The following is a 21,971-nucleotide window of genomic DNA, read 5'->3' on the forward strand; positions in this document are numbered from 1 at the left end:
CCTGGAGTTGATGCGATGCCCCGTCGAGCTCGTGGTGAAGTCTTGCATTCGTCCGAAGCCCCAGTGGTCCATTGCATATAGAGATGTGTCCGAGGTGCCTTCCCCTGTGGTGATGATCCGCTGACGGAGAACTCTTACGAACTTCGGCGGGTTTGGTTTCGCGATCGACTGGAGTTCTTGGCCTCGGTTTTTGCCATCGATTGCCTGACTTTTTCGGTGTTGCACCACCACATTCACTTGGTCCTTCGCTGTCGGGCTCGCCAGCGCGCCGGCCGGATGAGCCCGATCGAGATTAATGAACGATCCGATGGGGGTTGGAAACTTACTCCGGCTTGGATACGCGAGTTTTCGGTTGTTAAGTGTTACGAACTCGAATCCAGAACTAGCCGAAATTGGGTGGCCCCTTCTAGCCTGTTAGAGCACGACCCGAAATCAATGGGCCGCCCGCTCGACAAAATCGTTCGAGTTCGCGACGATATTCGGCTTCCTCGATTCTCGAAAGTGATCCATGATTGACCGTATTCTTGTCACTGGCGGTGCCGGTTTTCTCGGTTCCCATCTCTGTGAGCGACTCGTCGAGGACGGCCACGACGTCATCTGTCTGGATAATTTCTTCACCAGTCAGAAAACCAACGTTGCGCACCTGCTCGGTCGCCCGAATTTCGAACTGATCCGCCACGATATCACGCTGCCCATTCATCTCGAAGTCGACAAGATTTACAACTTGGCCTGCCCCGCTGCACCAGGTCACTACCAGTACAATCCGATCAAGACGATTAAAACCAGCGTGCTTGGCTCGATCAACATGCTAGGGGTTGCCAAACGCTGCGGTGCACGGATTCTGCAGGCGAGCACGAGTGAAGTCTACGGCGATCCAGAAGAGCATCCGCAGACCGAATCCTACCGCGGTAATGTCAATCCAATTGGCATCCGGGCCTGCTACGATGAAGGCAAACGTGTCGCCGAGACGCTGTTCATGGACTATCACCGCAGTAACGGTGTCGACACTCGGATCGTGCGGATTTTCAATACCTACGGACCGCGAATGCATCCTTACGACGGGCGCGTCGTGTCGAATTTCATCCGCCAGGCACTCGCAGGAAAAGACATCACCTTGTTCGGCGACGGATCGCAGACACGATCGTTCTGCTACCGTAACGACCTCGTTGAGGCCATCATCCGAATGATGAACCAAGATGACTTCATTGGCCCGGTCAACATCGGTAATCCAGACGAGTTCACCATCCGTGAATTGGCGGAGAAAGTAATCGAGATTTTGGGATCGGCGAGTAAGCTCGTCCTCGCGCCTCTGCCCGAAGACGATCCCACCCGCCGCCGCCCGGATATCACTCTGGCCAAACGGCACTTGGACTGGCAGCCGACCGTGAAACTCGACGACGGCCTGAAGCACACGATTGAGTGGTTTCAATCGATCAACATGGGCGACTATCGCCCACCAACACCGAACTATTCTTAGAACGTATTTCTAAGAAGGCTTTCTGAAACCGTGTTACTGCGCCGCTGGCGACAGCGACTCCAGGTAATCCAGGAGGGAGGCAAACTCGTAAACGGTGAATTCGTTGAGTACGCCGGTGGGCATCACTGAGATATCGGACGTCTTGCGAAAGTCAATTTCCTCCTTCTCAATGGTCGTTTCTTTACCGGTCTGGTCGCGGAGCGTGACCTGCTCACTGCGCTCGTTCGTGACGAATCCAGTGATTACGTCACCGTCGAGCGTGAGAATCGTGTTCGTCACGAATCCCTGCGCGATCGTCTTGCTCGGCTGCACAATTGCAACGGCCAGATCTGGGCGTTTATAGGTTTTCGCAATGCTGCCGAGGAACGGCCCTTTCTGCACCTCGTCCTCCGAAACGGTGTGGCAGGCGACGCAGTTTGCCTTGGTGAACATGTACCGCCCCAGCTCCACATTGCCCTGCATGCTTATCGCTTGTGCGACTGCGTCGTCGATTTTCATCTCATTGATCTTCACCGCATCCTTCGGGATCAGCTCCTGGAGGACAGCGACCTCCTCGGGTGACCAGACGGGCGCGGCCGGCTGGGCTTCGGCATCCATGGTCTCGCCGGGATCAAAAATGCTCTTGTCCAGGTAATAGTGCCGACGGACCAAATCGGCCGCAACGACAGGATCCAGCTCCGGCAAGACAGTCCGCAATACGTTAGCAATTTTCTCCGACTCGCTCCAGGAAACCGGCTCGTAATAGGGCCCTCGAGTGTCGGGTCGGGTCCCCCACGAGTCACCTTTCCAGACAGCTTCCTGGCTGTGCAATCTGCACAACGCCGAGACGATGCCGAGTCTCAACTCGTCGTCGGCATCGGTTAATTTCGCGATCAAACCATCCACAACCTCCTGCGTATGCATCATCGCGAGAGCCCGCAGCAACCCATCGCGTGCGGCGGGACTGCTGCTGGCATCCAACGCATCCAGACAAACCGACGCAGCCCCGCGGGCGGCCAAGCAACGGATCGCAGTGTGCACAACAACAGGATCCTCATGCGTTATTGCTGACACACACTCGTGATCGGTGGCATCGGTTTGCAAGCGTAGTAAAAGATTGCGTGCGGGGGATCGGCCTGCGACGGCACGGGTCAGCAACTGCTCGAAGGCTGGATTGCCGCGTCGCATCAACTCCCGCTGCGCCTCGATACGGCGACGGTAACTGGGTGAATCCATCACCCTAATCAGCTCGTCATCACTCGCGGAGGCGAACTGGGGCATCGGTGGCGGCGTGAAGTCGTCGGGGCGGACACAAACAATGTACCCCACGTCAGGACCGTCCCAATTGAACGTCGCACCTCGCCAACTGGCGCAGTACACCCGGCTGTTCCCATCGACATCTGCATCCGTGGGGCGGGTCAGCTTGATAAACGACTCGGGCGGCGCCGACTCTTGATAGGTCGCCCCGTCGCGCGTGACGGTGTGGCGATAAAGTGATCCCGTCCCCCAGTCCGCTGTGAACGGGGCGTGGTTCCACTTGCCGAAACCTGGCTCATCAATGTACACCGCCCCGCAGCCCGAACCGCCACCGTAATCGGCCAGCGGTTGGACGCATTCATCGTTGAAGTTCTTGTAGAGGCGTGGGTAGCCGTGATTCTCCATCCCGGTGAAATGGTGCAACCGCACGTCCCAACCCCCGCCATCGTTCGTATTGTCTCGCGCAAACATTTCCATGTCGGGGCTGATCGCGACTTCAAGAATATTTCGCGTACCCTCGGAATAGATCTGGAGGTCCGATCCGTCGGGACGAACACGGATCACTCCCCCGCCCCGGTGGACGAGCTGCTTTCCGTCACTGCCCTCGGCTTCGAGAAAGCCAAAATCGCCGCCCGCGATATACAGCCAACCATCTGCACCAAGACTCAGACCGTTCGTCGTGTGATCGGCGGGGCGATCGGCATAATCAAAGGCAAGCCCCTTCACCAACGTTTTTTGTTCATCGGCGACACCGTCCCCATCATGATCGAAGAACACACTCAGGTTGGGCGGATGCATTAAGTACAAGCGATCGTGATCCCAAACCAGTCCGCGGGGAGCATCGATCTCACAAAATACTTTCGTTTCGTCGGCGCGACCGTCCCCATCGAGATCTCGCAGCCGAATTACTCGGCCCCGCTCAGGATTGCGGCCGAGCGAGCCGTTACCATCAGAACTGACATACAGAGTTCCATTGACGTCGGCGGCAACAAAGACGGGATAGTTGACTGCGGGCGGTGAGGCAAACACGGTGGCAGTGAAGCCATCGGGGACGCGGACATCTCGCAGAATCGCCGCTTCGGCTTGCGGCGTCAGTTTTTCAATTCGCGGCGGCACGTTGCCTCGGGTCTGATAGCGGTCTGCGGCCATGGGCACGAACTTGTCAGCCTTTGCCTGCACGTCAGCAGGCCACAACGTCCCGACCCCACCAGCGGTCAATTTGATTTCCCGAACACTGAACCATTTACCAGTCGCCCCCCCTAACCCAACGATCCGCAGAAATTTCAACGCATCGGCGCCCGCGAGCGACTGAGTCGATTGACGAGACCGGTCGTTCTCAGAGGAGTCCAGCAGGGTCGCCCACTCTTTCCCATCTGCAGAGCCTTCCATGCGATACTGGTAAGCGGCACCCTTATCCTCCCACACAATCTGAATCTGATCGAACTTGTGCGGCTCTTCAAATTCCAGTTGCAGCCATTGCGGGAATCCTCCTCCATCGGCACAGAACCGCGTTGCCCGTTTGCCATCGATGGCATGATACGCAGGGTGCCCGGCTTGCGTAGTGGAAGCGGTCACCTTCACCAATGTCGCATCCGCTGGAATGTTGCCGAGGTCGGTCGCTTCGGGAATCTGATACTTTTCTTTGCTGATGAACGTCGTGTCGTTTTCCCCTTGGTAAGGCTGCAGATATTCCTCGTTCAGCTTGCCACAGGACCACAGTAGCCCGCGCGTGACGAGTTCGAGGTATCGAGGATCTTCGACCGTTGCCGTATTGTGTCCAATGGTTGTGCTGAAACTCCGGGCCCCCTGCGTATCATTGGTCCAGGCGACAATCGCCTGTTCGGTTCGCGGGTGATTCCCGCCCACCTGCTGCGTGCCGATCGCCAACGGATGGGCACCGAGAACTTTCACGTTGTTGTACAATTCCTCGCCGATCGTGGTCCAATCTTGACTGGTCGCCGTGATCGGATGATCGGGATCGACAAACTCAATGTCGATGGGCTCTTGCGGGCCGTGACCACTCGATTGAAGCCCGAGATGTGAAAACCATGCGTCGGTACCGGTGCGAAAACTATGCATCGCGCAGTGCAAATGTACCGCTGGGACCTTTCGATGAATGGCCACAATGCGGTTCACCAACGCCTCGTCTTTGATGTCCGCTGCGCACTCGTCGTGAATGATGACGTCGTAATCCTCCGCCCAATTTAGTTTGCGATAGAGCGGCAGGACGGGAGTCGTCGTTGAATTGTCCGTCCAGTAGACGTCAACGCGAACATTCGCGCGAGCCTGGATCCCCTCGGCGATCACGGACTGCTGCGAGCCGTAATCGTGGCAACAGCCACCGGCAATCAATAACGCACGCAGAGGACGTGCAGCCGGTTCCTCCGCGGCAATCGCCGGGCCGCCCGTGCACAGAAACAGCGAAAGACTGGCAAGTTGGGCAAACCGGGTGGCAAACAGGGCCATCGTGAAAGTTCTCGTCATGCGGGCAATCAAGGGTCGATGGTGACAGCGGATCAGAATGCCTCCATCTCAAACCGGCGGTTTTCGAGGAGGACCAGGGGCGAGCTCAACTGTAATCAATCAATCCGAGTTGAGTATGGGGTGGTTTGACGCACCCAAGTGTCCGCCGCTTCGCCCAGCCTCGGGCCAAGCTGGTGCCCCCCAAATCTCCACCTATCCGAACCAGCTTGCCAAGCCGATTGTCATTGGCTGTAGCGGTTTGGCGAAAGAATCCCAAAAAAGCGATTCCGGACAAGTTTTCCACGGGGCGGTTTCACCCCTGCCAGGGATCTTGTAAGTCATCGTGGGACAGTACTTTACGACGACACACAGGGCACTCGAGCCAGTCAGAGCACCGGAGGGACTACGGCGTAAGTTCTACGCCAAGCATGAGTTAAGTCACTTCAAAAGTTTTGATTGACACAGCTTAGGAAATGCATAACATTCTCCTCGTCGTCCACATGTAGTGCCTCGAGGGCATGGAAGCCACTACCGGTAGTGCTAGCAAATGCGAATGTATCGAATTCGCCTATTCTGCTAAGCCGCCGGCACCAATGGCGTGCCCCCCTAATGCAGGGGAAATGAGAAGCTATGTCGTGTGCGTCGGCTGAATGATTTCGACGCTTGTCTAATGAATCGTTTTTTTCTCCGTCCGCTGCAACATTCGATTCTGCTGAAAGAAATCGCAAGGATGTTTGCCGCAAGGATGCCTTCTTTCCGGAGCCTGTGACCCCACCATGTCCACTGTTTTGCCGACCCAAACTGATCCAGCCGCTCGCAACCACCAAACCACCGAGGCGAAAAAGCACGCACAGGGTGCGAACAACACGCCCCACAACGACCCGGCGCTTGAGAAGGTCGATTCGCAACATGGCGTGGAGTACGCCCGTACCAAGTTCAATGCGGCACCGCGGGGCGAGCGAACCGGGTTGAAGTTCGAGGCCGAGTTTTGTCCTGAAGATGGGCGAACTCCCTTCGCAACGACCCAGTGGGACTTGCGCAGTGCGACGATCAAAGATGAGAGCGGCAAGGCGTTGTTCGAGCAGAACGACTGCGAGATTCCATCGAGCTGGAGCCAGTTGGCCACCAACGTCGTCGTCTCCAAGTATTTCTACGGCGATCCCAACACGCAGGGCGAGCGAGAACGTAGCGTGCGTCAACTCGTGCACCGAGTGACCCGTACGATTTCGGATTGGGGTTTGGCCGATGGATACTTCGATACGCCCGAGGACGGGGAGCGTTTTTATCGCGATCTGACCTGGTTGTGCCTGCATCAGCACGGTGCATTCAATAGCCCGGTATGGTTCAACGTTGGCCTGCATACGCAGTACGGGGTGAGCGGATCGAAATGCAATTGGCATTGGGACGCCACGCGACAAACGACCGACCAACCGGAAAACCCCTACGAGTTCCCACAGGGCTCGGCCTGTTTCATCCAAAGCGTCGATGACAACATGGAAGACATCATGCGGTTGGCGTGCAGTGAAGCGATGCTGTTCAAGTTCGGCAGCGGAACGGGAACGGACCTTTCGACCATCCGCAGCCAACGCGAGAAACTTTCTGGGGGTGGCACGCCTTCGGGCCCGCTGTCGTTCATGCGAGTGTACGACTCCATCGCAGGCGTGGTGAAATCGGGCGGCAAGACCCGCCGGGCTGCCAAGATGCAATCGCTCAAAGTCTGGCATGCGGATATCCTCGAGTTCATCGAATGCAAATGGGCTGAGGAGAAGAAGGCCCACGCATTGATCCGTGAAGGTTACGAATCGAACTTCAACGGCGAAGCCTATAGCAGCGTGTGCTTCCAGAACGCGAACCTGTCGGTGCGATTGACCGACGAGTTCATGGAGAGTGTCCGCAAGGGGGAACAGTGGCAGACTCGCTGGGTCACCGATAAGCCGACTCAAGCGGCCCCGCAGTATGATGCCAAGGAACTGCTCAACAAAATGGCCGAGTGCGCCTGGCATTGCGGTGACCCGGGTGTGCAATACGACACGACGATTAACAAATGGCACACCTGCCCCAACAGCGGTGCGATCAACGCATCCAACCCCTGCAGCGAGTACATGTTTCTCGATGATACAGCCTGCAATCTGTCGAGCATCAACTTGATGAAGTTCGTTGGCAAGGACGGCAGTTTCAACGTCGAGCGATTCCGCGCCGCCGCACGGACGTTCTTCATCGCCCAGGAAATTCTAGTTGATCACGCTAGCTACCCAACTGAACCAATCGCTCGGAACAGTCACCTGTATCGCCCACTGGGCCTCGGTTATTCGAACCTCGGCAGCGTCATCATGACATCGGGACTGGCCTACGACAGCGATGCCGCCCGGGGATTGTGCGGATCATTAACCGCGCTACTGCACGGCGAAGCCAATCGCACCAGCGCCGAAATGGCAGCAGTCGTGGGCTCGTTCGAAGGCTACACGGGGAACGAAGAACCCATGAATCGGGTCATGCAAATGCACCGAGACGCCTGCGACGAGATCAACGATGATGGACCACCAGAACTGAAGGTCGCCGCCACGGAACTGTGGGACGAGGTCACCGAGATCGGTAAGAAATACGGCTTCCGTAACGCACAGGCTACCGTGTTGGCCCCTACCGGCACGATCAGTTTCATGATGGATTGCGACACGACCGGCATCGAGCCGGATATCGCGCTGGTGAAGTACAAACAACTCGCCGGCGGCGGGATGCTCAAAATCGTGAATCAAACGGTCAAGCTGGGTCTCAAAACGCTCGGCTACGATCAAATTGCCATCGACGAAATCTTGAAGTACGTTGACGAGAATGACACGATCGAAGGTGCACCTGGTCTGAAGGACGAGCACCTCAGCGTATTCGATTGTGCGTTCAAACCAGCCGGCGGGATCCGCAGCATCAATTGGCGAGCGCACGTCACGATGATGGCAGCGGCGCAACCGTTCTTGTCGGGAGCGATTTCCAAGACCGTCAACATGCCCACCGACGTGACGCCGCAAGACATCGCCGACGCCTATTTCTGGGGTTGGGAATTGGGGCTCAAGGCGATTGCGATCTATCGCGATGGCAGTAAGCAATCCCAACCGCTCAATACCAAACAGAGCGACTCGAAGACAAACGGCGAAGTTCGCATTGAAACGAAGACGGTTGAAAAGATCGTCTACAAACCGAGCCGTGAACGCTTGCCCGACACCCGTCAAAGCCTGACGCACAAATTCTCCATCGCGGGCCACGAAGGTTACCTCTGCGTTGGTTTGTACCCAGACGGTCGGCCTGGCGAGATTTTCATCACGATGGCGAAAGAAGGTTCGACAATCGGCGGGATCATGGACAGCTTTGGCACCGCCCTGTCGATTGCGTTGCAGTACGGCGTACCGCTCGATGTGATTGTGAACAAGTTCAGTCACACTCGCTTTGAGCCGATGGGGCATACGACCAACAAAGACATTCGAATCGCCAAGAGTGTGGTCGATTACATCGCCCGTTGGCTGGGGATCACGTTCATGTCAGGGCACGATCATGTCGCTCAAGCATCGCCGGGTAACGGTCCTGAGCTGGCCACAGGCAGTGACTTGTTAAGTGGAGCGAAGGTGGAGAATGGTGTCGCTGCTCCTGTGGTAGCTAAATCGGCGATCAAGCAGGAAACCAATTCGGTGATGCGTGACCTGAAGAATGACGCCAGCGCGGCGGTCGCGATTGCGGAACGTGCGATCCTGATGGCCACCATGGGCGGCAGTAACGGATCGCAGGTGAGTGTGGCTCCCACCAATGGATCCGCCGAAGTTCACTTGGGCGGTCAGGCCGACCAGTTTTCCAGGTTCCAAACCGATGCACCGAGCTGCGATAACTGTGGCAGCATCACGGTCCGCAACGGCAACTGCTACCTCTGCCACAATTGCGGCAATTCAATGGGCTGCAGCTAAACTTTGAAACCACTGAATTGAACGTCACCTTACTCGTCGGCTCGCAACGTCAGCTGGCCGACGGGTTGCCCTGGTTGCACCGATTTGCCAGCGTCCTGAACTGTGTTCCCAATGCAGTTGTACTGGGAGTGGAGCACCGTGCGTTGGCGCGGCAGGTCGAATCCGCCATGCAACAGGGAAACGAATCGGTCACTGTCGATCGAGTGGCTGCGGACGTCGACGCCGTGGTGGCCAAGATGGATACCACGAAGTGTCGGCTGTTAGTCATGGTGGACGATGTCGACGACGACCGACTGCAAGCAGCCGTGTTCGAGCGGTGCGGTGTGGAAACGGTATGGTTGAGCGTCAAGGCGCCGCCTCCCGAGCGTGAAGATCACATATTCTCGCTCGACGATCCGTTGCACGCCATGACGACCACCGTATCGCGTCGATTACTTGGTATCTCGCCAATGTTGCAACTCGACCATGATTGGTTGCAACAAGACGGGGGACCACCCGACGCGGACGTCGAGCAAGCTCTGCGGCTGGAGCAACAGCGGTGCGATGAAGGGGATCTGATATGGATTCCATTTCCTGAATCCCCCTCCCATCAATCGCAGTACGGCGTAGCGAGGGCTTTACTCCACCAGTCATCGAAAGCGTCCATTGCGTTGGTCCATGCCAAACAGGGGTGGGATCGATCCCTGTTAACGCAAGTTCGTTATTGGGCCAGTCATGTCGCTGAACCGATGGATCGTGACGCGCGTCTCGAGCTCGCACAGTCACTCTCGGAAGGCTCTCAGCCGAACTGGGAATTTCTTGGTCTGATTTCAGCGGCGGCGATGCTGGCGGCGTTTGGCTTGTTGCAAAACTCCGCTGCCGTGATCATTGGTGCGATGCTGATCGCCCCCCTGATGACCCCAATCATGGGCGCGGGCCTATCACTCGCCCAGGGCAACCGACCGCTGTTCCAAACTTCTTGCCTGACCATTGGAATTGGTTTTGCCGGTGGATTTTTCTCGAGCTTTCTGTTTGGATTGCTGGTTCGCGCTGTGCAGACCCCGGTGGTGACGGCGGAGATGTGGAGTCGCTGCAATCCTTCACCCCTGGATTTTTGCGTGGGGTTAGTCGGGGGCATGGCCGCTTCTTACGCGCGGACGCGCAGCCACCTTTCATCTGCCCTCGCCGGGGCCGCCATCGCGGCGGCACTCGTCCCGCCAATCGCAACGGCAGGGCTGCAAGCCGCCTTCGGAGTCTGGGAGGTAACCGATCACGGTTGGCCAGTGTTCGGACCGTTACTACTGGTGAGCGTGAACGTGTTGACCATCATGATCGGCACGTCGTTTGTCCTCTACGCAAGAGGCCTGCGTGTCGTCTCATCCGCTTCTGGACGCACCGAAGGCGGGGTGGCCAAGGTAAAGGACAACAAGTGGGCCACGCGAACGACTGTATTGTTGTTAACAGTGGTGCTCATGGTATTCGTGTGGATGCTGCATCTCGAGCGACTGTTTCTCTAGCTGTTCGCCGCATGTCATTACTCAGGTGGCAGGTTACTCATCGAGTCAGCCGACACGCGTCGGCGGCAGTAGTTTCCGTAACCGCCCTTGTAAAAATGCACGCCGGCTCGGTGACTCCCTCGCGCCACCAAAGAGATACTGGAGCGCTCGAAAGGGGATGCGAACAGCAGCCAGCGACAACCGCTTGAACCGGTTCCATTGAGCGCTCACATCCGTTGCCTGGGGAGACGCGGGAACGCGTTCACGATTCCTCATCGACGTCATTCTGGGGCTGCGCCGCCTCGGAGGCGGCGCCCACTTCATCGGCAGACTTATTTTTGGGGCACCACATCGAGTGGCGGTAGCATCGGTACCGACTCGACGCTCACGCCTTGATCGAGAGCTGCCGACGGTGCATGACACTGGGTACAGTTGGCCAAATACTGATGCGACATGACACTCGCCCGCAATCCCGCCATTTCGACACCACTGCCATGGCACGCATAGCACGCAGCGTCGGTCGTATTCTCGACCGGATGCGGGATGATCGCAGGGGCACCATGGACATGGAACAAGCGACTACAACTTACACGGGCTTAGTACCGAAAGACGACAAGTTCTATTTACCGGTGCAGTGCCAGCAGTGTGACGAGCCACCGTGCGTCGACGTCTGCCCGGTCAAGGCGACCTGGAAAGAGGAGGATGGTATCGTCGTCGTTGACTACAACTGGTGCATCGGTTGCCGGTACTGCGAAGCGGCCTGCCCCTATCATGCCCGGCGGTTCAACTGGAAGGAACCTGAAATTCCTGCCGACGAAATCAATCCTGACCAGAGTTATCTCAGTAACCGCGTGCGCCCCGTCGGAGTTGTCGAAAAATGCACGTACTGCTTGCATCGAACGCGGCGGGGAAGACTACCAGCCTGCCTTGAAGCGTGCCCGACGGGAGCCCGCGTGTTTGGCAATATCCTAGATCCGGACTCGAACATCCGGTGGATTCTCGAAAATAAACGCGCCTACATCCTGAAAGAGGAACTTGGCACCAAGCCGGCATTTTTCTACTACTTCGATTAAAAATCTGGCTAACGATGAGTAGTATTCCCGCCAATGAGTCACACATTTCGAGCTATCCCAGATTCCTTGGGCGTTCGCTGTGGCTGGCCACCGAGGGCTCATTCGGGTTTTATGCCTGGATGACGATGTTGACCGCAATCTTCCTAGTCGGTGCCAATGCCTGGGCCAATCAAGTCGCCGGCGGCATGCTGGGCACGAACATGACCGACCAGGTCAGCTGGGGTTTATACATCGCCAACTTTACGTTCATGGTGGGGCTGGCCGCAGGCGGCGTGATGATGGTGATTCCGGCCTATCTGTATCACGATCAGAAGATGCACGATGTCGTCATCGTTGGTGAATTGCTCGCGATCGCGGCGATCGTGATGTGCTTGATGTTTGTCGTCGCCGACCTTGGGACGCACCCCCAACCCCGTCTGGTACGTGCCATTTGTGATGATCTCAATCGTGTGGGCGATCTCGATTCACACGGTCACGGCGTTTCTCTACTGCGGATTGGGCGGTCGCCCATTCTGGAACACAGCGCTGTTGGCACCGCGGTTCCTTACGTCCGCATTTGTTTCAGGGCCCGCGTTCATCATTGTTTCGATGGTCATTATCAAACGCTTGTCGGGGATCACGGGGCTCGACCAACCTATCGCGACGCTGACCAAAATTGTCCGCGTCACGATCTTGATCAACCTCTTGATGGTAATCTCGGAACTTTTCACTGAGTTCTACACCGGCAGTGCTCACGTCAGTGCCGCGAAATACGCGTACTTCGGGCTGCATGGCAAAACGGGGCTCGTTCCATGGACGTGGACCGCGATCGTGCTGAACCTCTTCGCGGCAGTGTTGTTCCTGTGGCCAGGACTATTGGCACTCAATCGCCGTCCCATGTTGGTCGCAGCGTGTTTGATGGCGTTCGTCGGTGCCTGGATTGAAAAGGGGATGGGCCTAATCATTCCGGGATTCATCCCTAGCACTTTGCACGAGATCGTTGAATACGCCCCCAGTCAACTCGAGTGGAAAGTCACCGTCGGTATTTGGGCGTTCGGCCTAATGGTTTTCACTATCGCTATCAAGGCCGCGCTGCCAACGCTGCGACAACCGATTTCGGATCATTCTTCCCATTGACTCCGTACAACTGATTCGTCTGACGGAGGCGCGCCTCGTGGTGACTGGAGTTCGTTCAGAATCGCGGGAGTGGATCACTGAAAATTGTGGCGATGCGGCAATGAACATTCGCGGGCACTTGCAGCGATAACTCGATTCTCAGCATTGGGGAACGTTCTTCAGAAAACGAACGACTTGCCGATCGTTGGGTGACCTCGGAACGGAGCGTTCACGAAGATCGGCAAACTTGGCGATCCGCTTTGGGGCTCGCATGTGAGCAATGGTGACGTCTGGCTACTGGCGCGGTCCATCCGAGGTGATGGATAACTCCCTCGGTCCATTGCTCATGGTAAACCGGTCGCGTTTGACTTTCGAGTATCTGGCGATGGATGTTGCTTGGGTTGAAGAGCGTCCGCAAACAGATGCGGTGGTAGCTCGGTGTAGTACATCGCGGCGGGGTCAATCCCTTCGGCGTCAAGTCGCTCGAGGTAGCGACGCGTGTGCGGAAGCGCGGTCAACCAAGGCAATGCGATGAGCCAAATTACAGCGAGTACCGCCGAGAAGACAAATAGCTTCCGGTATCCACGACGACGTGTCATCTGTCGCCAGCCGTTTTGTCATAGATCGGCAGGTGCCGGTAGTAGACTTCGAGATTGAGCAGGTTCATGGCGGAAACATACAGCCGGCCGCCGTGGGGTGACCAGCGGTCGGGAACGGGAAACTCAGGATCCCAACTGCCCGCTTGAGGACCGCGTTTGATCTGACTATCGATCAAGACGGGCGTTAGAAACCCGCTCCATTTCTCCCAATAATCGCCGCCCATATGGAACATCACCTGGGTGGCGTAGTACCAGTAATAGGTGTCTCGCAGTGGTTCTTGACGGGTGCCAATTCGCGGGGGGTATTCCAAGATATAGTCTGCTGCCGACTGCATCTCCGGAATCTCACGGCTCCATCCGGAGTACATTCTCATCAAGATGCCTACAGACGTCATTGTTGGAGTCGGCAGTCGGCCGTGGGCTTGCTGTGGCGTGTTGGGCGCGAAGGGATTGTAGACATAGCGATCGAGGTGGGCGGGACTGAGTTTGGCAAGACTCAGCCATCGATCCATTCCTTCGTAAACCTCAGGCGGTACATTCAATCCGGACAGCTCACCACTTTTGACGGCCATCATCATCCAGCCGGTCACGGAGGTATCGCTGCTCACCTGGGGCGTGTATCGCCATCCGCCGCGACGCCGGTGTTGAGTGCCTGCGATGTAGTGAATGCATCTCTGGGCGGGTTCCTTCAGTTCACGATCCTGCGTCATCCCATAGGCTTCGCAAAGCGCCAGGGAAGCGATTCCGTGCGAATAGAGCGCCACGTTCTGATTGCTGACAGGATCTTCGAGCCGATACAGATCGCCATTGGATTTTTGATTCTTGAGCAAAAACTTCAGTCCCTTGGCGACGACCGCGGCGTACTGATGTTGACGATGGGTGTAACCGGCCCCCTGAAAGGCCAGCAAGCACATCCCGGTGGCAGCGGTATCACTTCGTAAGACCACCTCTTCGCCGTGTCCCTGCAGCGACCAGCTACCATCCTCCCGCTGCATCGAGGCAAGGTAAGCGAGTCCCAGTTCGATTGCCTGTTCGGTTTCCGGACCGACCATGCCTGCGGGCGCTGGCGCAGCGCCACCTTGGGTGCGTTGGACCCGGCGGCTGAATTCCTCAACAGCGGCGATCGCGGTGCCTGCCGGGGTCACTGGGCCACCTACGTCACGGCGTTCACGCCGCTCCCTCGTCAGGTCCATCGATGCCATTTCACTGGGTTCGTCCGATGGCAATATGCCGGAAATCTCAGCAAGTTTATTCGCCAGGCCTACCTTGCCGTCGGGCGCCAAAATGTCAAAAACAGGCTCGGACGAGGCGGACAGGTTTGGCAACCCATCGGATTCGCCCTGCGCGGAACGAGGCTGCGGCGTGTTGCTCATGACGCGTTCGGCAGCGTCGCCAGTTCTCTCACCGGCGTCGCCCGTCTGAGCCTGGGCGTCGGCGAGCATTTTCGCGATCGCACCGACATTCGGAGCATCCGCTGCGGCTTGCCCCTGCCCCGACGGGCCGCGACGACGGGTCGAGCGGGGCCGGCTAAATTCTTGCATCGCAGCAGAGGGTTCAGGCAATCCAGCCATGGACGCCATTTCGCTGCGCTGCGGTAGATTGCCTCCCGCATCTTCTCGCTGAGTGATCGCCGCTGGAGCGGAGGAATCCGATGCGGCGGCCGATAGTTGAGCACCGACCGCATCGCTGCGTCGCCGAATTGGTGTATCAATCGGCGCCACCATCCGTTCGGCGCCCACGTCGAGCCGGGCGATGGAAACGGTCGGCGGGGCCGGAGCCGATCCAGCCGGAGGAGTCGGTGCGGGTTGCCTACGTTGGCTGCGTTCGCGTGCAAATCCTGAAGTTCCCACTTGCGGCGTCGCCTCGGCAAGTGGACGGATCGCAGGGGTGGGCGAGGGTAGCGAATCAATCTGTGGCAGGTCCGGGGCGGCTGCCGCCATCGCAACCGCTGAGCTGGACTGGTCTCGCTCCGTTCGACTCATCACGGTTGCTTTCTCAGCACTCACGGCATCGTCGCGCGGTTGCGGCGCCGTCTCAACTGTCGGCGCCTGAGGCGACGCTTCGGTGGGGACAGCAAGCGTCTCCCGTTGAACGCGTTGGCGGGCAAGTTTTGAAGGTGCGTCGGCGGGTTTCGGTTTCGAAGCTGCAGGTTCAGGCCGCGGCATTAAAAACTCTTGCGGTGTCGGCTGGGGTTGCTCGCTCGGACGCGGCATTTCCAATTGGGGCGACGAGCGAGCCAGCGGCGGCAATTGACGCTCCTCGCGTGGAATAACTCGCGAGGTGGTCTCGGCATCGACTGGCTGCGACCAATCAGGGGTGACCGCCTCAGTCTCCTCAGGCGTTTTAAACAAGTACTCCGGTACGGTCTTGCGTATCGGGGAACGCTCCGGTTTCACTCCCGCAAATGCCTCCGGGAAATAATGCGGAAAGATCACCAACTGAACGGCCAAGATCAATAGCAACAGGTGCACAATCGTACTGAAGAGGAACCCGACTTGGATCGATTTTTTGACGAACTGAGACGCGACAAAGTGTAGACCAATCGACAGGACAATCGTGATCACGGGCACCGCGATCAGATACGTCCAGCGATTATGGAACACTCGTGGGTCCTCAAACGAGAGATATTTCCACACGATGTAGAGCACGAGTCCCGCTAACGCCATCATGCCAATATCCAACGGCCACATCGGCTCGCTGACTTCGTCCTCATCCTCATCGATCAAGAAGACAGGACTCTGCGGCGACAATGAGTCGGGGTAGTGCGGCGCGGGATCGTTGGAAGGCACAGCGTTTTTAATACGTGTTCACGCAGAGGTAGAAACCTCTCGAGCAGTCAGTGAGAAAAGGATCGGTTCGTCGGGTCAATTACGGTGTCAGTCAATTACGGTGTCAGACACCCTATTACGTTCTTAACTGCGGGGAAGGTCTTTCGTGGTAACGGAGTAATCACTCACGCCGGTCCGATTGCAGACATCCATGACGTTGACCACGGGCTGGAAACTGGTCGCTTGGTCAGCGCGGATCACAACCGTTTGGCTCGTTGGATTGCTCGCAACCGCCTTCTTGAGCAAAGCTTCAAAATTGTCTAGCGACGTCACTTCTCCACGCAAGTAAATCGTCCCTTCGCTGTCGAGGTCCACGACGATCTCGCGTGGTTTGCTCGTCATGGGCACGGCGCTGGTCGCCGACGGCAAGACAATATCGAGCCGCCGTTCTTCGTCTTCAAATTCACTCGTGACGAGAAAGAAAATTAGCAGTAGGAACACCACATCGATCAACGGTGTCAGGCTGAGCGTGCCAGCAATGTTTGACTTTTTAAGTTCAATGGCCATCAATGGTTACCTTAAGATGGTGAGGTAACTGGAGGCGGGGTGGGCGTATTGCCTTTCGGGCGCAACTTCGATTGCTGCGGCGAATGGGTGCTAACCGGAGGTGGCGTGCTTTCGATCGGTCGCAAGAGCCCGTTGTAGTCCACTCGCGATCGGCCGACGAATCTCGTGAGCCCGGGGGCGACACCAAAGGCGAGTTCCTCGATGCGGTAGAAGAGCTTCGCAATTCGATTCTCCAGATACTGGGCAAAGATGGCAGCCGGTATCGCGACGATCAATCCAGCCAGGGTGGTCACCAACGCCGTATAAATCCCTTCCGACAACTGCTCGCTGCGGCTGCGATCCGCAGTCAATGTGCTCGATTCGTGAAACGCGACGATCATGCCCCACACCGTACCGAGCAAACCCATCAAAGGCGTTGCCGCAGCAGCGAGAGTGAGCCAACGGACGGGAGCAGCATATCGATTCGCTTCACGTTGAATGGTTTCACTTGCTGTCCGCTCGATCTCACCAAGCGGTTGCCCCGTCCGCATCAGCATCGCCGTAATCACACGAGCCGCTGGCGAGCGGTACTGATGACAGAGCTCCCATGCGTGCGTGGGTGAGAATTGATCTGGTGTCGCCGACAACTCGGCAAGCTGCCGCGTCAATCGCTTGGGAACAATCTTACTGGTCCGCAACGACAGCGTTCTTTCGACAGTGAGCGTGACGACGAGCATGCTCATTAACCCAATTGGCGCCATGAACCAACCTCCCCGAGTGATCAACGAATACAGATCAATCCCCGATGGGCCTTCGCTACTGTCGCCTACCGACGGTTGAGGAGCATCGCTCATAACCGATTCAATATCAGCGGCGTCAACGATGCCCATGTCTTGATCGCTATCCGTCGTCTGAGCGGCAACCGGTGAAAGGTTGAATGCCGGAAACGATGACGCCGCGACCAACCATCCCGTCAATGCTAGCGTCAGCACGTGCCCCCAGCGTCGGCTGATGCGAAATCGCTGTGCAGAATTGTGATCGAGCGAAAAGAAACGCATTCCAGAACTTTCAGTTTCGACGCGGGTTCATGGGAAGATTCAATCTTAGCAACCGACCTACCGAATTGTCGAATGGGTTAGCCCTGAATCGACTGCAACCGTTCCTGTGCCTTTTGCGCTAACTCGTGGTCGCCGTGCCGGTCAACCACGTACTGGTAAAACCGCTCTGCAAATCCGCGTGCCTTCGCTCGGGCCGACTCTGTCTTGGCGACGTCGACTAGAGATTCAGCGCATCGGCCGGCCTCAAACCCGCTCTTCGCCTGCCAGTTCTTGATATCGTTGGTGGCCTGCTCTGCACCAAATCCATACATCACTCGTTGGAACTCCGGAATCGCTTTGGAGTATTGCTTTTGAGCGAAGTAAATCTCCCCCATCATGAATCTCGCCCGCGCGGCCAACTCGTTGCGGTAACTCTCCGCCACTTGTTCGTACAACCGCAAGGCGCGCTCCTCATCGCCTGCTTGTTGATAGGCAAACCCGGACTCATAGAAAACCTGGGGGAGATAGGTAGTAGCAGGAAAGCGTTGGCGAAGTTCGTCATACCACTCGATCGCCGACGACCATTGTTTGAGCTGTGCCGCACTCTGACCACCGTGGAGCAGCGTCAGCTCGCGAACTTGCCGCTCTGCGTCATCGCGAATGGTTTTGGCGGAATCGTTATCGGCAACGATTTTTTCACGTGCTTTGTTGTATGCCTTCAGCGCCGTCTCGAATTGGTTTTGCTTGAACCTTGATTCGCCGATCATCATCATCGCGTCGAGACTCAGTGGGCCAGCAGGCACGTCGCGGTACTGTCGTCCGAAGGCTGCTTCGGCGCCCGCATAGTCACCATTTTTGAAACGTGACCACCCCAAGCGATAGAGCGACTTTTCCAGCAGTCCCTCGTCGCCGTCATCATTCTCGGCCCCAGCGGCCGCTGCAATCTCGAAAGATTTTGCCGCCTCGGCCCAGCGTTCGCTCTGGTACTGGTTCTGGCCGACAAAATAGGCCGCCTCTTGAACCATGTCGTTTTCCGGGTAATCCGCAATCAAGGATTGAAATTGCTTGATCGCTGCGTCCGTCTGGCCGGCCTCCTTGAGGGACCACCCCAGTTCGTAGAGCACCTTGTCCATGCCAGCGTAGTCGGGCACCTGTTGCACCAATTCATTCAGTCTTGCCGCGGACTGCGCAGGCTGATTCTGTTTTTGACGAACAAGTGCTAGTTCGTACAAGGCATGGCCGAGCCGGGTGCCGGTGGGCTGAGTTGCCAGGAACTGCGTCAGATCGCTGGCGGCCCCCTCATACTGGTTCAAGTTTCGCAAGCTGATCCCGCGTGCCAATAAAGCATCGTCGAGAATCGGATGTTGCGGAAACTCACTGATGACCTCGCTGAGCGTCTCCGCCGCGCTGGCGTAATCCTGCAACGACATCTGCGCCCATCCTTTCCCGTAGAGCGCAAAGGGTCGCAGTGCGGGATCGCGTCCCGATTGAATCACCGGTTCAAACTGTTCGATTGCCGCGGCATAATTACCGTCGTCACTAGCGAGTTGTCCGAGTTTGTAGCGTGCTTGGTCGGCAGTTTTTGACTGGGGAGATGTGTTGACCAGCTCCCGCCAAAGTTTCGCGGCCGCATCCTGGTCGCCAGCCTGCAGGTTGGCTTGCCCCGCTAACAGCAAGGCTTCGGCAACATCGGCATTCTTAGGATCTGCCGCTCGACTGGCCTGAAAAGATTTCGCTGCCGCCGCTGCATCACCTGTCTTCAACTGCGCCCGTCCCACCGACAGGTACGCTTGCGCGAGGTCGCTCGGCTTCTCGATGGAGCTCAGTTCTGCAGCGATCACGCTCGCTGCTACGCCAGGCTGATCGGCGGCCTGCAGCGCTGTTGCCGCCCGCAAGATCCACTGAACTCGTTGCGGATGATCGCGATTGGCTGAATCCGCAAGCAGCCGCTGATAGTCTTTCGCTGCCTCAGCCGATCTACCCGCGAGCAGTTTCGCTTCGGCACCGATGAAGGCAGCGTCCGGTGCGAGTGAGTTTCCAGCGTACCGTTTTGAGAAGTCGTTGGCGAGACGTTCGGCCTGATCGTGGCGTCCGAGTTGCAGGGCGGTGTAGGCCGCTAAATAGATCGCTCGCGGAGCAAGATGAGAATCAGGGTATTGAGCAGCGACCGCCTCAAAGCCAGCGACAGCGTCACTGAGACGATCCTTCTGAAACGAGAGTGCTTCGGCAGCATCGAGCTGCAGTGCGGCCGCATACTGACCCTCAGCGCCAGTCTCCAACTGACGTGCCGCGACGCGGTAGGCAGACTCGGCCGCAGCTTTCATCTCCGGCGAATTCTGTGGTGCCCCCGCGGCCTTAGCAATATCGATTCGAGCAAGCCAATGGGCCGCCTCGGTGGCATCGTCGAGACGCTCACCAGCGAGCACGATCCGGAATGCATCGGCGGACCTTTGCGTCTCACCCGCTTGGTAGAGTGACTGGGCGGCAGCTAAACGTGACGCCGCGACAAACCGCGAATCGGGATACTTGCCAAGCAACTGCTCGTACCGTTCTGCCGCTTCGAGAGGCTTACTAAGTTTCGCATAGCAAAACGCTTGCCGGAAAATCGCTAACGCGCGATCGTCAGCAGTGGCCAGCCCCGTGGATTCATCGATTACCTGTTGCAAGAGTTTGATCGCATCGTCGTAGTGCTGGCTAACGATCTCGAGATCGGCCAGACGCAACTGCACATCGACGACGAGGTCCGATTCGACGCATGCCTGCAAGAGTTGCTCGTAGGACTTTGCCGCCGCAGCGACGTCGTCACTTTCTTCCTGCGCGATCCCACGCGCGTACAAGGCGTCACACCGCAGAGGCGATTTCTCCCCACCCGACATCTGCAAAAGCTTACTGTAGTACTCAATCGCGGATTTTAGTTCGCCGAGCGTATATGCAGATTCACCACTGTAAAAGTACGCCCGGTCGCGGTACTGCGACTCCGGGAACTCCTTCAATAATTGCTGGTACGTTTTTAGCGATTCTTGCAGCAGTGACTTGTCAGGTTGGTCCCCTTTGGTCGCTGCGGCGTATAGGCACCAACCGCGATTGGCCAAACTCTCTTCGCGCAATTCGTAGGTCTGCGTTTTCAGCGCAATTCCAAACGCCGCAGCAGCTTTGGCGAGATCCGGTGGATCGGTGCTCATATAGCAAACACCGAGATAATGAGCCGCCTTGGGGGCGAGTTTGTCCTGGGGAAACTTTTTGAGAAACTCTCTCCAACTTTCAATCGCCAGGTCGAGTGCGCCGTTGGTCTGAAAATTGGCGGCGTCTGCGTATATCGCCAGCGCGGCTGAATCAAACTTGGCAGCCGCATCGCTCTGTTCCTGAGCAACCGCTGTGAAGGATGCCTGCCACATGGCGAGAATCAAAACGATAGGCGTCACGATGACGAGCGTTCGCGATCGATTGGGGTTCATGCGTCACTAGCTCATACAAGGTTAGGATCGCCCCATCGGGGCTAAATACTTGTCCACTTTTCAAGCGCTGCCGAAACTCGTGACGAGCTCCGTCGCAAAAACTCATTACCCCCGCAGGGGTCGTCACTTTCGTCTTGAGCCATGTGCCGGTGCTGTGCACCTCGCTCGATCACCGACACATCTCCGTCGTGCCCAAAGCGTCATCCGACATGTGGGTGTTAGGCGGGGTAGGTCCCTCAGCAGCCTTCATTGCCGCTGGTCGGCATGTCAGTTGCGATTGTTAACCTCGGACACCTACAAAGGCCATCCGCAAGGCGTGCAAGGTTTCCCGGAGCATCTTGGACTCGTCGTCACTCAGATTGCCCTTGGTCTTCGTTTCAAGCATTTCGAGCATGTCGATGCTGTGTTTAGCCATCGGTTTGTCCACGGTCGTTTTGCCGTCGATTGGATTAGGCATCTGGCCGAGTGCACTAATCGCCTGGGTAAATAGCATTGAGACCAAAATCTCAAAACTCGGTGCCGGCAGTGTTCGCTGCTCCGGCGCGCCACTCTTGGCAGTATCACCAACCACCGACGCCGGTTCGTCCGTATTCTGAACGCTCGCACCCGAGCCGTCGGCGTCCGAAACCGCCGCCTCTAAAACCGCTCCATCGGATTCCTGAGCCTGGTTCGCGGAACTATCTGCTGCGGCAGCGGCCGCCTTCTCCTTGGCGACCTGCTCCTTCCAATCGGAATCCACGATAATTTTGGGCGCTGCTTGGTCTTCCGGTTCTTTTTCGTGCTCGTGGGGGGTGTCTGTCATC

General features: G+C 57.3%; 13 protein-coding genes and 1 pseudogene. 6 read left to right on the forward strand and 8 right to left on the reverse strand.

Annotation, left to right across the window (positions count from 1 at the left end; all coding sequences use genetic code 11):
- A partial coding sequence (locus tag Poly21_RS27395; protein ID WP_302118576.1) for a hypothetical protein occupies positions 1 to 225 on the reverse strand: 225 nt, incomplete at its 3' end.
- Positions 226 to 508: 283 nt separating this feature from the next.
- Here Poly21_RS27395 and Poly21_RS10510 point away from each other — a divergent pair.
- The gene (locus tag Poly21_RS10510; RefSeq protein WP_146407035.1) at positions 509 to 1,477 is read left to right on the forward strand and encodes a UDP-glucuronic acid decarboxylase family protein; all 969 of its coding nucleotides are present in this window, start codon (positions 509 to 511) and stop codon (positions 1,475 to 1,477) included.
- A gap of 33 nt (positions 1,478 to 1,510) precedes the next feature.
- On the opposite strand, the gene Poly21_RS10520 is transcribed toward Poly21_RS10510, so the two are convergent.
- Positions 1,511 to 5,197 carry a DUF7133 domain-containing protein gene (locus tag Poly21_RS10520; protein WP_302118580.1) on the reverse strand — a complete coding sequence of 1,229 codons (3,687 nt, stop codon included), beginning with the start codon at positions 5,195 to 5,197 and terminating at the stop codon, positions 1,511 to 1,513.
- Between the two features lie 755 nt (positions 5,198 to 5,952).
- Here Poly21_RS10520 and Poly21_RS10525 point away from each other — a divergent pair.
- From Poly21_RS10525 to nrfD, 5 genes and pseudogenes are all read left to right on the forward strand, one after another.
- On the forward strand, positions 5,953 to 9,120 hold the full coding sequence (locus tag Poly21_RS10525; RefSeq protein ID WP_146407036.1) for a vitamin B12-dependent ribonucleotide reductase: 3,168 nt from the start codon (positions 5,953 to 5,955) through the stop codon (positions 9,118 to 9,120).
- Positions 9,121 to 9,137: 17 nt separating this feature from the next.
- Positions 9,138 to 10,616 (forward strand): DUF389 domain-containing protein, encoded by a 1,479-nt coding sequence (locus tag Poly21_RS10530; RefSeq protein ID WP_146407037.1) that lies wholly within the window; start codon positions 9,138 to 9,140, stop codon positions 10,614 to 10,616.
- Positions 10,617 to 11,089: 473 nt separating this feature from the next.
- Positions 11,090 to 11,668, forward strand: coding sequence for a 4Fe-4S dicluster domain-containing protein (locus tag Poly21_RS10540; RefSeq protein ID WP_302118583.1), 579 nt, complete (start codon positions 11,090 to 11,092; stop codon positions 11,666 to 11,668).
- Between the two features lie 248 nt (positions 11,669 to 11,916).
- Positions 11,917 to 12,027 (forward strand): annotated as a pseudogene (locus tag Poly21_RS27400) (hypothetical protein); the annotation flags it as partial.
- A 76-nt stretch (positions 12,028 to 12,103) separates the two neighbouring features.
- Positions 12,104 to 12,784, forward strand: a complete 681-nt coding sequence (nrfD, locus tag Poly21_RS27405) for an NrfD/PsrC family molybdoenzyme membrane anchor subunit (RefSeq protein ID WP_302119738.1) — start codon at positions 12,104 to 12,106, stop codon at positions 12,782 to 12,784.
- A 323-nt stretch (positions 12,785 to 13,107) separates the two neighbouring features.
- On the opposite strand, the gene Poly21_RS10550 is transcribed toward nrfD, so the two are convergent.
- The 6 genes from Poly21_RS10550 to Poly21_RS10575 all read right to left on the reverse strand — a co-directional run bounded on the left by Poly21_RS10550 (position 13,108) and on the right by Poly21_RS10575 (position 21,970).
- Positions 13,108 to 13,362 (reverse strand): hypothetical protein, encoded by a 255-nt coding sequence (locus tag Poly21_RS10550; RefSeq protein ID WP_146407038.1) that lies wholly within the window; start codon positions 13,360 to 13,362, stop codon positions 13,108 to 13,110.
- The gene (locus tag Poly21_RS10555) at positions 13,359 to 16,052 is read right to left on the reverse strand and encodes a prenyltransferase/squalene oxidase repeat-containing protein (RefSeq protein WP_302119741.1); all 2,694 of its coding nucleotides are present in this window, start codon (positions 16,050 to 16,052) and stop codon (positions 13,359 to 13,361) included. Before Poly21_RS10555 ends, Poly21_RS10550 begins: the two co-directional genes overlap by 4 nt.
- A gap of 222 nt (positions 16,053 to 16,274) precedes the next feature.
- Positions 16,275 to 16,697, reverse strand: coding sequence for an ExbD/TolR family protein (locus Poly21_RS10560; RefSeq protein WP_146407040.1), 423 nt, complete (start codon positions 16,695 to 16,697; stop codon positions 16,275 to 16,277).
- A gap of 11 nt (positions 16,698 to 16,708) precedes the next feature.
- Positions 16,709 to 17,734: a MotA/TolQ/ExbB proton channel family protein gene (locus Poly21_RS10565; RefSeq protein ID WP_146407041.1), complete on the reverse strand. Its 1,026-nt coding sequence runs from the start codon at positions 17,732 to 17,734 to the stop codon at positions 16,709 to 16,711.
- 77 nt (positions 17,735 to 17,811) lie between these two features.
- Positions 17,812 to 21,168, reverse strand: coding sequence for a tetratricopeptide repeat protein (locus Poly21_RS10570; RefSeq protein ID WP_146407042.1), 3,357 nt, complete (start codon positions 21,166 to 21,168; stop codon positions 17,812 to 17,814).
- Positions 21,169 to 21,448: 280 nt separating this feature from the next.
- Positions 21,449 to 21,970, reverse strand: a complete 522-nt coding sequence (locus tag Poly21_RS10575; RefSeq protein ID WP_146407043.1) for a DUF1844 domain-containing protein — start codon at positions 21,968 to 21,970, stop codon at positions 21,449 to 21,451.
- Between the last annotated feature and the right edge of the window lies 1 nt (position 21,971).

This window comes from Allorhodopirellula heiligendammensis (assembly GCF_007860105.1).
Taxonomy (GTDB): domain Bacteria; phylum Planctomycetota; class Planctomycetia; order Pirellulales; family Pirellulaceae; genus Rhodopirellula; species Rhodopirellula heiligendammensis.

Excerpts from the sequence above, each read along its gene's own strand:
- Poly21_RS10510 (WP_146407035.1), top strand. The coding sequence starts at position 509 with ATGATTGACCGTATTCTTGTCACTGGCGGTGCCGGTTTTCTCGGTTCC.
- Poly21_RS10520 (WP_302118580.1), bottom strand. The coding sequence starts at position 5,197 with ATGACGAGAACTTTCACGATGGCCCTGTTTGCCACCCGGTTTGCCCAA.
- Poly21_RS10525 (WP_146407036.1), top strand. The coding sequence starts at position 5,953 with ATGTCCACTGTTTTGCCGACCCAAACTGATCCAGCCGCTCGCAACCAC.
- Poly21_RS10540 (WP_302118583.1), top strand. The coding sequence starts at position 11,090 with ATGGCACGCATAGCACGCAGCGTCGGTCGTATTCTCGACCGGATGCGG.
- nrfD (WP_302119738.1), top strand. The coding sequence starts at position 12,104 with ATGATCTCAATCGTGTGGGCGATCTCGATTCACACGGTCACGGCGTTT.
- Poly21_RS10550 (WP_146407038.1), bottom strand. The coding sequence starts at position 13,362 with ATGACACGTCGTCGTGGATACCGGAAGCTATTTGTCTTCTCGGCGGTA.
- Poly21_RS10555 (WP_302119741.1), bottom strand. The coding sequence starts at position 16,052 with ATGTGGCCGTTGGATATTGGCATGATGGCGTTAGCGGGACTCGTGCTC.
- Poly21_RS10560 (WP_146407040.1), bottom strand. The coding sequence starts at position 16,697 with ATGGCCATTGAACTTAAAAAGTCAAACATTGCTGGCACGCTCAGCCTG.
- Poly21_RS10565 (WP_146407041.1), bottom strand. The coding sequence starts at position 17,734 with ATGCGTTTCTTTTCGCTCGATCACAATTCTGCACAGCGATTTCGCATC.
- Poly21_RS10570 (WP_146407042.1), bottom strand. The coding sequence starts at position 21,168 with ATGAACCCCAATCGATCGCGAACGCTCGTCATCGTGACGCCTATCGTT.
- Poly21_RS10575 (WP_146407043.1), bottom strand. The coding sequence starts at position 21,970 with ATGACAGACACCCCCCACGAGCACGAAAAAGAACCGGAAGACCAAGCA.